General features: G+C 70.2%; 10 protein-coding genes. 6 read left to right on the top strand and 4 right to left on the bottom strand.

Annotated elements, in window-relative coordinates; all coding sequences use genetic code 11:
• Positions 1–136: 136 nt before the first annotated feature.
• The 4 genes from yjfF to ABTZ99_RS42975 all read right to left on the bottom strand — a co-directional run bounded on the left by yjfF (position 137) and on the right by ABTZ99_RS42975 (position 4,761).
• Positions 137–1,087, bottom strand: coding sequence for a galactofuranose ABC transporter, permease protein YjfF (gene yjfF, locus ABTZ99_RS42990; protein ID WP_498786008.1), 951 nt, complete (start codon positions 1,085–1,087; stop codon positions 137–139).
• Between the two features lie 68 nt (positions 1,088–1,155).
• A complete protein-coding gene (locus ABTZ99_RS42985) occupies positions 1,156–2,133 on the bottom strand; it encodes an ABC transporter permease (protein ID WP_230572986.1) in 978 nt (325 codons plus the stop codon).
• The gene (locus ABTZ99_RS42980) at positions 2,130–3,641 is read right to left on the bottom strand and encodes a sugar ABC transporter ATP-binding protein (protein WP_498786010.1); all 1,512 of its coding nucleotides are present in this window, start codon (positions 3,639–3,641) and stop codon (positions 2,130–2,132) included. Before ABTZ99_RS42980 ends, ABTZ99_RS42985 begins: the two co-directional genes overlap by 4 nt.
• 142 nt (positions 3,642–3,783) lie before the next feature.
• Entirely contained in the window at positions 3,784–4,761 is a 978-nt protein-coding gene (locus ABTZ99_RS42975) for an ABC transporter substrate-binding protein (RefSeq protein ID WP_498785982.1), read from the bottom strand.
• A 475-nt stretch (positions 4,762–5,236) separates the two neighbouring features.
• Between ABTZ99_RS42975 and ABTZ99_RS42970 the strand changes: the two genes are divergently transcribed.
• The 6 genes from ABTZ99_RS42970 to araA all read left to right on the top strand — a co-directional run bounded on the left by ABTZ99_RS42970 (position 5,237) and on the right by araA (position 15,298).
• The gene (locus ABTZ99_RS42970; RefSeq protein ID WP_499618864.1) at positions 5,237–7,219 is read left to right on the top strand and encodes an immunoglobulin-like domain-containing protein; all 1,983 of its coding nucleotides are present in this window, start codon (positions 5,237–5,239) and stop codon (positions 7,217–7,219) included.
• A 26-nt stretch (positions 7,220–7,245) separates the two neighbouring features.
• The gene (locus ABTZ99_RS42965; protein ID WP_499618861.1) at positions 7,246–9,720 is read left to right on the top strand and encodes an alpha-L-arabinofuranosidase family protein; all 2,475 of its coding nucleotides are present in this window, start codon (positions 7,246–7,248) and stop codon (positions 9,718–9,720) included.
• A 232-nt stretch (positions 9,721–9,952) separates the two neighbouring features.
• Complete coding sequence (locus ABTZ99_RS42960) at positions 9,953–10,939, top strand: LacI family DNA-binding transcriptional regulator (RefSeq protein ID WP_123742618.1); 987 nt, start codon at positions 9,953–9,955, stop codon at positions 10,937–10,939.
• 497 nt (positions 10,940–11,436) lie between these two features.
• Positions 11,437–13,119 (top strand): ribulokinase, encoded by a 1,683-nt coding sequence (gene araB / locus ABTZ99_RS42955; protein WP_499618859.1) that lies wholly within the window; start codon positions 11,437–11,439, stop codon positions 13,117–13,119.
• Entirely contained in the window at positions 13,116–13,769 is a 654-nt protein-coding gene (locus ABTZ99_RS42950) for an L-ribulose-5-phosphate 4-epimerase (protein ID WP_499618857.1), read from the top strand. Before araB ends, ABTZ99_RS42950 begins: the two co-directional genes overlap by 4 nt.
• Before the next feature lie 20 nt (positions 13,770–13,789).
• Entirely contained in the window at positions 13,790–15,298 is a 1,509-nt protein-coding gene (araA, locus tag ABTZ99_RS42945) for an L-arabinose isomerase (RefSeq protein ID WP_499618854.1), read from the top strand.
• The last annotated feature ends 37 nt before the right edge of the window (positions 15,299–15,335 follow it).

The raw sequence follows: 15,335 nt of genomic DNA, 5'->3' as shown, positions 1-15,335 counted from the left end.
CGACACCGACAACCTCCACACGACGACGCCCCCGACACGACCGGATGATCATGTCGAGGGCGTCGTCGTAGATCAATTCGCCAACAGCATCCCGGAGTGACCGGACGACGGGCCTTCGCGCCGAACGAGCGGGGACCTAGGTCCGCCGCACGATGATCCGCTGCAGGGCGATGAACGCCAGCAGCAGCGCACCGATCACGATCTTCGTCCACCACGACGACAGCGTGCCCTCGAACGAGATCAGCGTCTGGATGGTGCCCAGCACCAGCACGCCGACCACCGACCCGATCACGAACCCGACGCCGCCGGACAGCAGGCTGCCGCCGACCACGACCGCCGCGATCGCGTCCAGCTCCATGCCCACCGCGTGCAGGCTGTAGCCGGAGAGCATGTAGAGGCTGAACAGCAACCCGCCCAACGCCGAGCAGAACCCGCTGATCACGTACACGCCGATCTTCACCCGCGTGGTCGCCAGGCCCATCAGCCGCGCGGACGACTCGCTGCCGCCCACCGCGTACACCGTGCGCCCGAACCGCGTCAGGTGCAGCACGTACACCGCCGCCAGCACCGCCACCAGCGCGATCACCACCCCGTAGGTGATGGTCACCCCGCCCGGCAGCTCGATCGACCCCGTGGCCAGGTCGCGGAACGTCGGATCCTTGATCGACACCGACTCCACGCTGATCACGAAGCACAGCCCGCGGGCCAGGAACATGCCCGCCAGCGTCACGATGAACGGCTGCACGCCGAACCGGTGGATCACCCAGCCCATCGCCAGCCCCAGCCCGGAACCGGCCGCGAGCACCGTGAGCACCACCAGCCACACCGGCCACCCGGCCTGCAACGCCGCCGCCGCGATCATCGTGGACAACGCCACCACCGACCCGACCGACAGGTCGATGCCGCCGGTCAGGATCACGAACGTCATCCCGACCGCGAGCACGATCAGGAACGCGTTGTCGATGAACAGGTTCGCCATCACCTGCCCGGACGCGAACCCCTCGTACCGCACCGAGCCGACGCCGAACGTCGCCACGAACACCACGAACGTCGCGATCACCGGCAGGAACCGCTTCGGCACGTTCACGCGCCCACGGGACCGACCGGGCGCGCCCGGCGCGGCGACCTCCGGCTCCACGACCACTGTCTGCTGCTTCACGCGGGCACCCCTTGCTTCCCACGAACCCCACGAACCCGAATCCGGACCGGCGCCTGCACCAGGCACACCGCGATCACCACGACCGCCTTGAAGACCAGCGTGATCTCCGGCGCGATGCCGATGGTGTAGACCGTCGTGGTCAACGTCTGGATGATCAACGCGCCGAGCAGCGTGCCGGTCAACGAGTACCGACCGCCGGCCAGCGACGTGCCGCCGATGACGACGGCCAGGATCGCGTCCATCTCGATCCACAGGCCGGCGTTGTTGGCGTCCGCCGCGCTCACGTTCGAGCTGATCATCAACCCGGCCACGGCCGCGCACAGCGCCGCGAACACGTACACCGTCCAGATGATCGTGCGCGCGCGCACGCCGGCCAGCCGCGACGCCGACGGGTTCACCCCGACCGACTCGATCAGCAGCCCCAGCGCCGTGCGCCGGGTCACCAGCGCGACCAGGCCCAGCACCGCCAGGCTGATCAGGATCGCGATCGGCAGCACCACGAACCCCGCGCCCACCTCGCGGAAGGTCGGCGAGTCGACGGTGACGATCTGGCCCTCGGTGATCAGCATCGCGATGCCGCGACCGGCCGTCATCAGCACCAGCGTGGCGATGATCGGCTGGATGCCCAGCACCGACACCAGGAACCCGTTCCACAGCCCCAGCACGCCGCACAGCACCAGCGCCAGCCCCATGCCGGTCCACGCGTCACCGCCCGAGGCGATGTACGTGCACGTCACCGCGCCCGCGATCGCCGCCACCGCGCCCACCGACAGGTCGATGCCGCGGGTCGCGATCACCAGCGTCATGCCCAACGCGATCAGCAGCGTCGGCGCGCCGTTGCGCAGGATGTCGATCAGGCTGCCGTACAGGTGCCCGTCCTGCAGCCGCAGGGAGAAGAACGACGGCGTCACCACCACGTTCAGCACCAGCAGCGCGACCAGTGCCAGCACCGGCCAGAGCAGTCGGTTCTTCACGACGCCACCGCCTTCCGCACATCCGCGTCCACGCCGTGGTCGCCGCCGCCCGCGATGAGCTCCATCACGTCGTCCACGCCCACCTCGCCGTCCAACTCGGCCACCTTGTGCCGGTCGCGCATCACCACCACGCGGTCGGACACGCGCACCACCTCCTCCAACTCGGCGGAGATGAACAGCACGGCCATGCCCTCCGCGGCCAGGTCCGCGACGACCTTCTGGATCTGCGCCTTCGCGCCGACGTCGATGCCGCGCGTCGGCTCGTCCAGGATCAGCAGCTTCGGCTCGGTCACCAGCCACCGGGCCAGCAGCACCTTCTGCTGGTTGCCGCCCGACAGGTTGCCGACCGCGCGGTCGGGGTCGGCGGGCCGGATGTCGAGCAGCTCGATGTACTTGGCGACCAGCTCGTCGGCCAGCTTGCGCGGCACCGGCCGGGCCCAGCCGCGCGCGGCCTGCATCGCCAGGATCAGGTTGTCGCGCACGCTCAGGTCGGCCACGATGCCCTCGGCCTTGCGGTCCTCCGAGGAGAACGCGATGCCGGCCTCGATCGCGGCCCTCGGCCCGGTCAGCTTCAGCGGCTTGCCGTTCACCAGGACCCGGCCCGAGTCGGCCTTGTCCGCGCCGAACAGCAGCCGCGCCACCTCCGTGCGGCCCGAGCCGAGCAGCCCGGCCAGCCCGACCACCTCGCCCGACCTGACCTCCAGGTCGAACGGCGCGACGGAACCCTTGCGCCCGACGCCCTCGGCCACCAGGAACGCCTGGCCCGGCGTGCCCGAGCGGCGCTCGATCTCCTCAAGCACGCCCATCTCGCGGCCGAGCATCGCCGACACCAGGTCGATGCGGCTCAGCGAGGCGGTCATGTGCTCGCCGACCAGGCGGCCGTTGCGCAGCACCGTCATCCGGTCGGAGATCTCGTAGACCTGCTCCAGGAAGTGCGTCACGAACAGCACCGCGACACCCTCGTCGCGCAGCACCCGGATGATCCGGAACAGCTCCGCGACCTCGTCCGCGTCCAGGCTCGACGTCGGCTCGTCCAGCACCAGCACCCGCGCGTCCACCGCCACGGCCCGCGCGATCGCGACGAGCTGCTGCACGGCGATCGGGTGGCTCTCCAGCGCCGAGCCCGGGTCGATGTGCAGCCCGATGCGCGCCAGCAGCTCGGCGGCGCGGGCGCGCATCGCCTTGCCGTCGATGCGGCCGAACTTGCGCGGTTCGCGCCCGAGCAGGATGTTCTCCGCCACGGTGAGGTTCCCGCACAGGTTGACCTCTTGGTACACCGTGCTGATCCCGGCGGCCTGCGCCTGCGCGGGAGCGTGGAACGACACCGGCTCGCCCGCGTAGCGGACCTCGCCCGCCGCGAGCGCGTGCACGCCCGTCAACGCCTTGATCAGCGTCGACTTGCCCGCTCCGTTCTCACCCATCAGCGCGTGGACCTCGCCGGGGAACAGCCGGAAATCCACCTCTTGCAGGGCTTTCACTCCGGGGAACTCCACCGAGATGCCCCGCATGTCGACGACCGGCTCGGTCACCGGACAACTCCCCTCACGCGGACCCTCACCACAAGAACCTCACGACAAGACCCTCACACGAAAACGACGGGAGCGGCCCCCGCCACCACACCCGGAGGGTGGCGGGGACCGCGGCTTCGGATCAGTACTTGCGGTTGGGCAGCTCGGTCTTCGCCTGCTCGACGGTGAACGTGCCCTCCTCGGTGACGACCCGCGGCGGCACCTCCTCGCCCGCGACGACCTTCTTCGCCAGCTCCATCAGCTGCTTGCCGAGCAGCGGGTTGCACTCGACGATGAAGTTGATCTCACCGGCGGCCAGCGCGGTCATGCCGTCCTTCACCGCGTCCACGGTGATGATCTTGATGTCCTTGCCCGGCACCTTGCCCGCGGCCTTGATCGCCTCGATGGCGCCCAGGCCCATGTCGTCGTTGTGCGCGTAGACCACGTCGATCTGCGGCACCGACTTCAGGAACGCCTCCATGACCTGCTTGCCGCCCGACCGCGTGAAGTCACCGGTCTGCGTGGCCACGACCTTCAGGTCCGTGCCCGCGATGGCGTCCTCGAAGCCCTTCTTGCGGTCGATCGCCGGCGCCGCGCCCGTCGTGCCCTGCAGCTCCACGACGTTCTTCGCGCCCGCGGCGTTGGCCTTCAGCCACTCGCCGGCCTTCTTGCCCTCTTCCACGAAGTCGGAGCCGAGGAACGTCTTGTACAGCGACGTGTCGTCGGAGTCGACCGCGCGGTCGGTCAGGATGACCGGGATGTTGGCGCGCTTGGCCTCCAGCAGCACCGCGTCCCAGCCGGTCTCCACCACCGGGCTGAAGGCGATGACGTCCACCTTCTGCTGGATGTAGGACCGGATGGCCTTGATCTGGTTCTCCTGCTTCTGCTGCGCGTCGGAGAACTTCAGCTCGATCCCGGCGGCCGCGGCCTCTTCCTGGATCGACTTGGTGTTGGCGGTGCGCCAGCCGCTCTCGGCGCCGACCTGGGCGAAGCCCATCGTGATCTTGCCGTCGTCGTTGGCCTTGCCGGTCGACCCCGCGTCCCCGGACCCGCCGGACCCGCACGCGGTCAACGCGGCCAACAGGACCGCGGCGGCGGCGGTCGTGATCTTCTTCAACACTGGTCTTCCTCCGTGTGAACCCGAGACACTGACGGGATCGGCGAACCGCGTGACGGTGGTCACCTGGGGCACAAGAGTGAACGCTCACAATCGGCCCGTCAACCCCCCGGAAACGTCAACTTCGCATCCTTGACACGTTTGTTAGGCCGGTCGTATGTTAGCGCTCACTTTTGTGACCCAACACACCGCGACACCCGGATGCCCTGTTCATCCGCGGCCTCGTGCCGCGCGCAAGACGAGAGCGACTCCCCAAATGGTCACCCTTCGTCATCGTCCACGCACTCTCGTCGCGGCCCTGGTCGCGACGGTGGCCGCGGCGGCGTTGAGCGCTCCGCCGGCATCCGCCGCCGACGGCCTCGTCCTCCACTACCCCCTCACCGAAACCGACGGCGCCGTCGTGGCCGACACCTCGGGCGGAGGTCGCAACGCAACCGTTATCGGCGACGCCACCCCCGGCGGTCCTGAAGGCCTTCAGTTGGGCGGCGTCAACGGCCACGTGAAGCTGCCCGACAACGTGCTGCGCGGTCTGACCGAGGTCAGCGTCTCGCTCCAGGTGCGGATCGCGCCGGACCAGGCCACCCCTTACTTCATCTACGGCCTGGGTAACTCCTCGGGCACGGCGGGTAACGGCTACCTGTTCACCACCGGCAACGCCTACCGGACGTCCATCGCCACGGGCAACTGGTCGACGGAGCAGACCGCGACGGCGGGCCGCAACCTCGCCAGGGGTGTCTGGAAAACGCTTACCTACACGCTCGCCGGCGGCACCGCCGTGCTGTACGAGGACGGCGTCGAGGTCGCGCGCAAGACCGGTGTCACGATCACCCCGGCGATGATCGGCGGCGGCACGACCACCGCGAACTACCTCGGCCGCTCGGTCTACAGCGGCGACCGCCACCTGAAGGGCGCGGTCCGCGACTTCCGCCTCTACGACCGCGCGCTCACCGCGGCCGAGGCGCACGACCTGGGCTTCGTGCCGGACGACGAGCGCGGGAGGCGCGACCTGGCCGCCATCGACCTCGGCGACACCACCGCCGTCACCGCGAACCTGACCCTGCCGACCACCGGCCCGTACGGCTCGACGGTCACCTGGCGGTCCAGCGACCCCGCGGTCGTCTCCACGACCGGTGTCGTGACCCGTCCCGCACCCGGTGGTGAGCCCGCGACCGTGACGCTCACCGCGACCGCGTTCGGGCAGACCCGCGACTTCCAGGTCACCGTGCGCCCGCAACTGACCGACGACGAGAAGGTCGCCGAGGCCGACGCCGCGCTCGTCGTGTGGGACGAGGACGACATCCGGGGCAACATCACCCTGCCGACGACCGGCCTGCACGGCACCTCGATCACGTGGAAGAGCAACAAGCCCGGGATCATCACGACCACCGGCGAGGTCACCCGGCCCGCGTTCGGCGAGAAGCCGGTGAAGGTGCAGCTCACCGCGGAGATCCGCGCGGGCGAGGAGACCACCCGCAAGAAGTTCAAGGTCACCGTGACGCCGCTGCCCGAGCGGCAGGACTACGAGGGCTACCTGTTCGGCTACTTCACCGGCGAGGGCTCGGCCACCGGCGAGCAGGTCTACCTCGCCGCGAGCCGCGGCAACGACGCGCTCGAGTGGGACGAGCTGAACCAGGGCAAGCCCGTGCTGACCTCCTCGCTGGGCGACAAGGGCGTGCGCGACCCGTTCATCATCCGCTCGCCCGAGGGCGACAAGTTCTACCTCATCGCCACCGACCTGAAGATCCACGGCAACGGCAACTGGGACCTGGTGCAGCGCAAGGGCAGCCGCCACATCGAGGTCTGGGAGTCGACCGACCTGGTCAACTGGGGTCAGCAGCGCCACGTGCGGGTCTCGCCCGAGACGGCGGGCAACACGTGGGCGCCCGAGGCGTACTACGACGAGTCGATCGGCGCGTACGTGGTGTTCTGGGCCTCGAAGCTCTACGCCGAGAACGACCCCGAGCACACCGGCAACACCTACAACAAGATGCTGTACGCGACCACGCGCGACTTCCGCACGTTCAGCGAGCCGCAGGTCTGGGTCGACCCGGGCTACTCGGTCATCGACTCGACCGTGATCAAGCACGGCGACGAGTACTACCGGTTCACCAAGGACGAGCGGAACAACACGTCGACCACGCCGTGCAGCAAGTTCATCCTCGCCGAGAAGTCCGCGCAGCTGCGGGACACGTCGTACGACTTCGTCGCCGACTGCATCGGCAAGGGCTCGATCAACCAGGGCGAGGGGCCGACGGTCTTCAAGTCCAACACCGAGGACCGCTGGTACCTGTTCATCGACGAGTTCGGCGGCCGCGGCTACGTGCCGTTCGAGACCACGGACCTCGCGTCGGGCAAGTGGACCCTCGCCACGGACTACCAGCTGCCCAGCCGTCCCCGGCACGGCACCGTGCTGCCCGTGACCAAGGCCGAGCTCGACCGCGTCCGCGCCGCCTTCCCCTGACCCCGCACAGGAGCACTGGAGGACGCATGTCCCGCGTTGTGATGGCCGCGGTGGTCGCCGCGAGCCTGCTCATCGCCGTGCCCGGCTCGGGCTCGGCCGCCGACTCCGACTACACGCTCACCATCGACCCCGCCGCCAGGGGCGCGACGATCGACGACACCATGTACGGCGTCTTCTTCGAGGACATCAACCGCGCCGCCGACGGCGGCCTGTACGCCGAGCTGGTGCAGAACAGGTCGTTCGAGTACAGCACCGCCGACAACGCCGCCTACACGCCGCTCACCGGGTGGGCGCCGACCGGCGGCAAGGTCGAGGTGGTCGACGACGACGCCCGCCTCAACGAGCGCAACCGCAACCACCTGCGCCTCGGCCTGCCCGCCGGGGTGGTCAACTCCGGGTACTACACGGGCGTCAACGTGCAGGAGGGCAAGCGCTACGACTTCTCCGCCTGGGCCCGCACGGACCAGCCCGGCGGCACGCCGGTGCACGTGGGCCTCACCGACCCGGCGGGCGAGGACCTGGCGCCGCCGCTGGCGGTCCGGGTCACCGGTGACGGCTGGACCAAGTACACCGGCACGTTCACCGCGCGCGAGTCCTCCACCGCCGGCCGGTTGCTGCTGGACGCGGGCGGCACGGGCACCCTGCGGCTGGACATGGTCTCGCTGTTCCCGCGGGACACCTTCAAGGGCCACGGCCTGCGCAAGGACCTGGCGGAGAAGATCGCCGCCCTCGAACCGGGCTTCGTCCGCTTCCCCGGCGGGTGCCTGGTGAACACCGGCAGCCACCACGCCTACGAGGCGCCGAACTTCGAGCGCCGCCGCTCCTTCCAGTGGAAGGACACCATCGGCCCGGTCGAGCAGCGCGCCACCAACTGGAACTTCTGGGGCTACAACCAGTCCTACGGCCTCGGCTACTACGAGTACTTCCAGTTCGCCGAGGACATCGGCGCCATGCCGCTGCCCGTGGTGCCCGCCCTGGTCACCGGCTGCGGCCAGAACCGCGCCACCGACGACCCCGCGTTGCTGGCACGGCACATCCAGGACACCCTGGACCTGATCGAGTTCGCCAACGGCCCGGCCGACTCCACGTGGGGCCGCAAGCGGGCCGAGATGGGCCACCCGGAGCCGTTCGGGCTCACCCACCTGGCCGTGGGCAACGAGGAGAACCTGGCCGACGAGTTCTTCAGCCGGTTCACGCGGTTCCGCGCCGCCATCGAGGCCGAGTACCCGGACATCACGATCGTCAGCAACTCCGGCCCGGACGACGCCGGCGCCAACTTCGACCGGTTGTGGCAGCTCAACCGCGACGCGGGCGTCGACATGGTCGACGAGCACTACTACAACAGCCCGAGCTGGTTCCTGGAGAACAACGACCGGTACGACGGCTACGACCGCAACGGGCCGAAGGTGTTCCTCGGCGAGTACGCCTCGCAGGACAACCGGTACTTCAACGCGCTGGCCGAGGCCGCGTTCATGACCGGCCTGGAGCGCAACGCCGACGTGGTCAAGCTCGCCTCCTACGCGCCGCTGCTCTCCAACGAGGACTACGTGCAGTGGCGGCCGGACATGATCTGGTTCAACAACCACGCCTCGTGGGGCTCGACCTCGTACGAGGTGCAGAAGCTGTTCATGACCAACGTGGGCGACCACGTCGTGAAGAGCACGGCCTCCGGCACGCCGTGGAGCCCGACGCCGATCACCGGGGCCGTCGCCCTGTCGTCCTGGGCCACCTCCGTGGCCTACGACGACGTGAAGGTCACCTCCGCCGACGGCCGCGAGCTGTTCGCCGACGACTTCTCCGCCGACCGGGGCAACTGGACGGGCAACGGCGCCGGCGACTGGGACGTGGTGGACGGGCGTTTCGTGCAGTCCGACACCGCCGCGACCAACCCCCTGGTGACGGCGGGCGACCCGACCTGGACCGACTTCACGTTCAGCGTGAAGGCCACCAAGCTGTCCGGCAGCGAGGGCTTCCTGATCCCGTTCGCGGTCAACGGCACGGGTAACCCGTTCTGGTGGAACCTGGGCGGCTGGAACAACACCCGCTCCGCGGTCGACGGCGGCAACTCCTCGCGCGTGTTCCACGCCGACGGCACCACGATCGAGACCGGTCGCACCTACGACCTGCGGGTCGAGGTCCGCGACCGGACGGTGAAGCTGTTCGTCGACGACGTGCTGTGGGCGGAGTTCACCGACGAGGCCACCAAGAACCCGGAGCCGTTCCGCCAGGTGGTCACGCGCGACGAGGCGACCGGCGAGCTGATCGTCAAGGTCGTCAACGCGCGGTCGGAGCCCGCCCGCACGAAGATCGACCTCGGCCGGGGCACGCGGGTGGCGCCGATCGCGAGGGCGACCGTGCTGGAGGGCCTGCCCGACGACGTGAACACCGAGTTCGCCCAGCCGGTCAAGGCCAAGCGGACGCAGGTGCGGGTGTCGAACTCCTTCACCCACACGTTCCCGCCGAACTCGGTCACCTTCCTCCGCATCAAGGACCGCCGTTGATCACGCCGCCCGGAACCTCCGCGACGGGAGCGCCTCCCGGCCCGGGAAGGTGCGACCTTCCGGGTGAGCTGACGTGTCCCTGCGCTGGTGGGAACGGTCTCTGATGGACAATGGACCGTGAGCACCTTCACGGTGGACCAGGCGTGTTATCGCTAACATCGAGTACGAAGGCTGCAATGTCGACAGGGGAGATGGGGCGCTAGTGGAGCACAGGACCTCGCGCGATCCCGCGATGACGGATGTCGCCCGGCTCGCCGGGGTCTCGCACCAGACGGTGTCGAGGGTGCTGAACGGGCACCCCAACGTCCGGGAGCAGACCCGGCTGCGGGTGCGCGCGGCCATCGCGGAGCTGGGCTACCGGCCCAACAAGGCGGCCAGGGCGCTGGTCACCGGCCGGTCGCAGCTGATCGGGGTGGTGGCGCAGAACTCGACGCTCTACGGCCCCGCGTCGCTGCTCGCCGCGTTCGAGGCGGCGGCGGCCGAGGCGGGGTTCGCGGTGAGCGTGGGCCGGGTCAACGTCCTGGACCGCAACTCCATCTCCGACGCCGTGGAACGCCACCGCGACCAGCGGGTCGCCGGGATAGTGGTCATCGCGCCGACCGCGTCGGCCAACGACGCGGTCGGCGACGTGTCCGCCGGCATCCCGCTGGTCACGGTGGACGGCGACCCGGAGCGCTCCACACCGCTGGTCACGGTGGACCAGGCGGCGGGCGCGTTCGCGGCGACCACGCACCTGCTGGAGGCGGGCCACCGCACGGTGTGGCACGTCTCGGGGCCGTCGGACTGGTTCGACAGCCTCGGTCGCATAAGGGGTTGGCGGTCGGCGCTGGAGACGGCGGGCCTGGAGGTGCCGCCGGTCGTGCCGGCGGACTGGAGCGCGGCCTCGGGCTACCGGGCGGGCCAGATGCTGGCCCGCATGCCGGAGGTCACCGCGATCTTCGCGGCGAACGACCACCTGGCGCTCGGCATCCTGCGCGCGATGAGCGAGCGCGGCCGCCGGGTGCCGCACGACGTGAGCATCGTGGGGTTCGACGACGTGCCGGAGGCGGCCTACTTCATCCCGCCGCTGACGACCATCCGGCCGGACTTCCACGCGGTCGCCAAGGAGACGCTGGAGCTGCTGCTGGCGCAGGTGGCCGACGGCGAGGTGGGCGCGCCGCAGCGCAACGTCCCGCCGGCGCTGGTGAAGCGGGACAGCGTCGCGCCTCCCGTGCAGTGAACCCCGCGTGTCGAACGCTCAGGCCCACCGTGTCGAACCTCCAGGGACCCCCGAGTTCGACGTTCGGAACGGTGAGCTCGGGGGCCAGAGCGTTCGACACGCGAGTGGTGTGGGGCACAGTGCCGGTGCCGGTGCCGGTGTGGCTGTGGGTGTGGGTGGCGTCGTGGGCGTGGTGCGGGGGTGTGGGCACGGCGCGGTGCGGTGGTGCGGGTGCCGGTCGGGTGGCGGCTCGGCGGGCCGGATACGGTTCCGCGACCCCCGCGGTGGGTCGTGCCGGGCGTCGTCCGGTGCGGTCGGGCCGGGCCCGCAACTATTTCGTCCGGTCTCCGCGCATCTGCGGTCCCGCACGCGGCCCGAACACGCCTAGGCTGACGGTGTGACCGCGGTCGGTGGCGCACCCCGCTGAACACCGGGTTTTGTGCACGCTCACCAACTCTTTAAGACCACGTTGCGGGCAGGTCTTGACGTCGCGAATGTTAGCGATAACACTGCCCATCATGGCGAGCGATCCATTGGTGGTGGGTGTCGACTTCGGCACGTTGTCCGGCCGCGCGGTGGTCGTGCGGGTGCGCGACGGCCTCGAACTCGGCACCGCGGTGCACGACTACCGGCACGGCGTGCTGGACCGCGCCCTGCCCGACGGGCGCGCGTTGCCCCCGGACTGGGCGTTGCAGGTGCCGCAGGACTACGTGGACGTGCTCAAGCACGCGGTGCCCGCGGCCATCGCCGACGCCGGGGTCGACCCGGCCGACGTGATCGGCATCGGCACCGACTTCACCGCGTGCACGATGGTCCCGGTCAAGTCCGACGGCACGCCGCTCAACGAGCTGCCCGAGTTCGCGGGCAACCCGCACGCGTACGTGAAGCTGTGGAAGCACCACGCGGCCCAGCCGCAGGCCGACCGGATCAACCACCTGGCCGCGCAGCGCGGCGAGGCCTGGCTGCCCCGCTACGGCGGCCTGATCTCCTCGGAGTGGGAGTTCGCCAAGGGCCTCCAGCTGCTCGAAGAGGCCCCCGAGGTCTACGCGGCGATGGACCACTGGGTCGAGGCCGCCGACTGGATCGTCTGGCAGCTCGCCGGCACCTACGTGCGCAACGCGTGCACGGCCGGCTACAAGGGCATCTACCAGGACGGCTACCCGTCCGCGGACTTCCTCTCCGCGCTCAACCCCGACTTCGCGACGTTCGTCTCCGACAAGCTGGAGCACCCGCTCGGCCAGCTCGGCGACCGGGCGGGCGGCCTCACCGAGCAGGCCGCCGAGTGGACCGGCCTCAAGCCCGGCATCGCGGTGGCCGTCGGCAACGTCGACGCGCACGTGACCGCGCCCGCCGCGCGGGCCGTCGAACCCGGCCAGATGGTCGCGATCATGGGCACGTCCACGTGCCACGTGATGAACGCCGACGTGCTGGCCGACGTGCCGGGCATGTGCGGCGTGGTGGACGGCGGGATCGTGCCCGGCCTGTGGGGCTACGAGTCCGGGCAGAGCGGCGTCGGCGACATCTTCGCCTGGTTCGTCGAGCACGGCGTGCCGGCGGAGTACCACGAGCAGGCGCGGGCGCGCGGGATCTCGGTGCACGAGCTGCTGACCGAGCTGGCCGCGCAGCAGCGCATCGGCGAGCACGGCCTGATCGCGCTGGACTGGCACAGCGGCAACCGCTCGGTCCTGGTCGACCACGAGCTGTCGGGCGTCATCGTCGGGCAGACGCTGGCCACCCGCGCCGAGGACACCTACCGGGCGTTGCTGGAGGCCACCGCCTACGGCACGCGCGTCATCGTGGACTCCTACACCGACGCGGGCATCCCGGTCACCGAGCTGGTGATCGCGGGCGGCCTGCTGCGCAACCCGCTGCTGATGCAGATCTACGCCGACGTGACGAACCTGCCGCTGTCGGTCATCGGCTCCGAGCAGGGCCCCGCGCTGGGCTCGGCCATGCACGCGGCCGTCGCGGCGAAGGCCTACGAGGACATCCACGCGGCCGCCAAGGCGATGGGCTCGATCAAGCGCGGCGCGTACCTGCCGATCCCGGACAACGTCGAGGCCTACGAGCGGATGTTCGTGGAGTACCAGGAGCTGCACGACTACTTCGGCCGCGGCGCGAACGAGGTCATGCACCGGCTCAAGGCGCGTCGCCTGGCCACAAAGGGTCAGGCAACAGCCAAGGGGGAGGTGGGAGTGTGACAGTCATCGCAGACCTCCGCCGCACGGTCGCCGACCTGCACCGCGAGCTGACCCGCTACGAGCTGGTGATCTGGACCGCGGGCAACATCTCGGCGCGCGTGCCCGGCCAGGACCTGATGGTCATCAAGCCGTCCGGCGTGTCCTACGACGAGCTGACCCCCGAGGCCATGGTCGTCACCGACCTGCACGGCACCCTGGTCGAGGGCGACTACTCGCCGTCGTCGGACACCGCCGCGCACGCCTACGTGTACCGGCACATGCCCGAGGTCGGGGGAGTGGTGCACACGCACTCCCCGTACGCCACGGCGTGGGCGGCGCGCGGCGAGCCCATCCCGTGCGTGCTCACGATGATCGCCGACGAGTTCGGCGGCGACGTCCCGGTGGGCCCGTTCGCGCTGATCGGCGACGACTCGATCGGCCAGGGCATCGTGGAGACCCTGCGCGGCAGCCGGTCACCGGCCGTGCTGATGCGCAACCACGGCCCGTTCACGATCGGCAAGGACGCCCGTGCGGCGGTGAAGGCCGCGGTGATGGTGGAGGACGTGGCCCGCACCGTCCACTTCGCACACCAGCTCGGCACGCCCAAGCCGATCGAGCAGCACCACATCGACAGCCTGTACGCCCGTTACCAGAACGTCTACGGGCAATGAGCCCACGAGGGGAGCCCCGCATGTCGCCTGCTGGGAAGCCGCAGGTCTGGTTCCTGACCGGGAGCCAGCACCTCTACGGCCCGGAAACGCTCGAGCAGGTCGCCCAGCAGTCGCAGCAGATCCAGCGGATGCTCACCGAGTCGGGCCGCATCGCCGCGGAGGTGGTGTGGCAGCCGGTGCTGACCGACACCGCCGCCATCCGCGACGTCATGCTCGCGGCGAACGCCGACCCGTCGTGCATCGGCGTGATCGCGTGGATGCACACGTTCTCGCCCGCGAAGATGTGGATCACCGGGCTGGACGCGCTGCGCAAGCCGCTGCTGCACCTGCACACGCAGCTCAACGAGGCGCTGCCGTGGTCGACCATCGACATGGACTTCATGAACCTCAACCAGGCCGCGCACGGCGACCGCGAGTTCGGGTTCATCCAGACCAGGATCGGCGTGCCGCGCAAGACCGTGGCGGGCCACGCGAGCGACCCGCTGCTGGCCGACCGGATCGACGGCTGGGTGCGCGCCGCCACCGGCTACAGCCACCTGAACGGGATGAAGCTGGCCCGATTCGGCGACAACATGCGTGGCGTCGCGGTGACCGAGGGTGACAAGGTCGAGGCCGAACTGCGCTTCGGCGTCTCGGTCAACACCTACGGCGTGAACGACCTGGTCGAACTGGTGGACGCGGTCGACGAGGAGGAGATCGACCTCCTGGTCGCCGAGTACGCCGACACCTACCGGCTCGCGCCCGAGCTGCACAAGGGCGCCGAGCGGCACGACTCCCTGCGCTACGGCGCGCGCATCGAGGCCGGGTTGCGCCGGTTCCTCACCGACGGCGGCTTCGGCGCGTTCACCACGAACTTCGAGGACCTCGGCGGGCTGCGGCAGCTGCCGGGCCTGGCCGTGCAGCGGCTGATGGCCGACGGCTACGGCTTCGGCGGCGAGGGCGACTGGAAGACCTCCGCCCTGCTCGCCGCGGTCAAGGCGATGGGCGCCGGCACCGGCCGCGGCACGTCCTTCATGGAGGACTACACCTACCACTTCGGACCGGGCGAGCCGAAGATCCTCGGCGCGCACATGCTGGAGGTCTGCCCGACCATCGCGGCCGACCAGCCCTCGTGCGAGGTGCACGCGCTCGGCATCGGCGGCCGGGAGGACCCGGTCCGGCTGGTGTTCGACGCGGCGGCCGGCCCCGCGGTCGTCGTCGGCCTGGCCGACCTCGGCGAGCGGTTCCGGTTGGTGGCCAACGAGGTCGAGGTCGTGCCGCCGGACGAGCCGCTGCCGAACCTGCCGGTCGCGCGCGCGGTGTGGAAGCCCGCGCCGTCGCTGTCCACGTCGGCCGAGTCGTGGCTGACCGCGGGTGGACCGCACCACACCGTGATGACGCAGGCCGTGGGCTCGGATACGCTGCGCGACTTCGCGACCATGGTGAACACCGAACTGGTGGTCATCGACCGGGACACGACGACCGCGTCGTTCGGCGACCGCCTGCGCTGGAACCAGGCGTACTTCCGACTCGCGCAAGGTCTGCGCTAGCCGGTCCCGCGACCGGCCTGCTCGGGGCCGGCCGGTC

The sequence above is a fragment of the Actinosynnema sp. NPDC002837 genome, assembly GCF_040295345.1.
Classification (GTDB): domain Bacteria; phylum Actinomycetota; class Actinomycetes; order Mycobacteriales; family Pseudonocardiaceae; genus Actinosynnema.
This window is presented reverse-complemented; position numbering and strand designations above follow the sequence as displayed.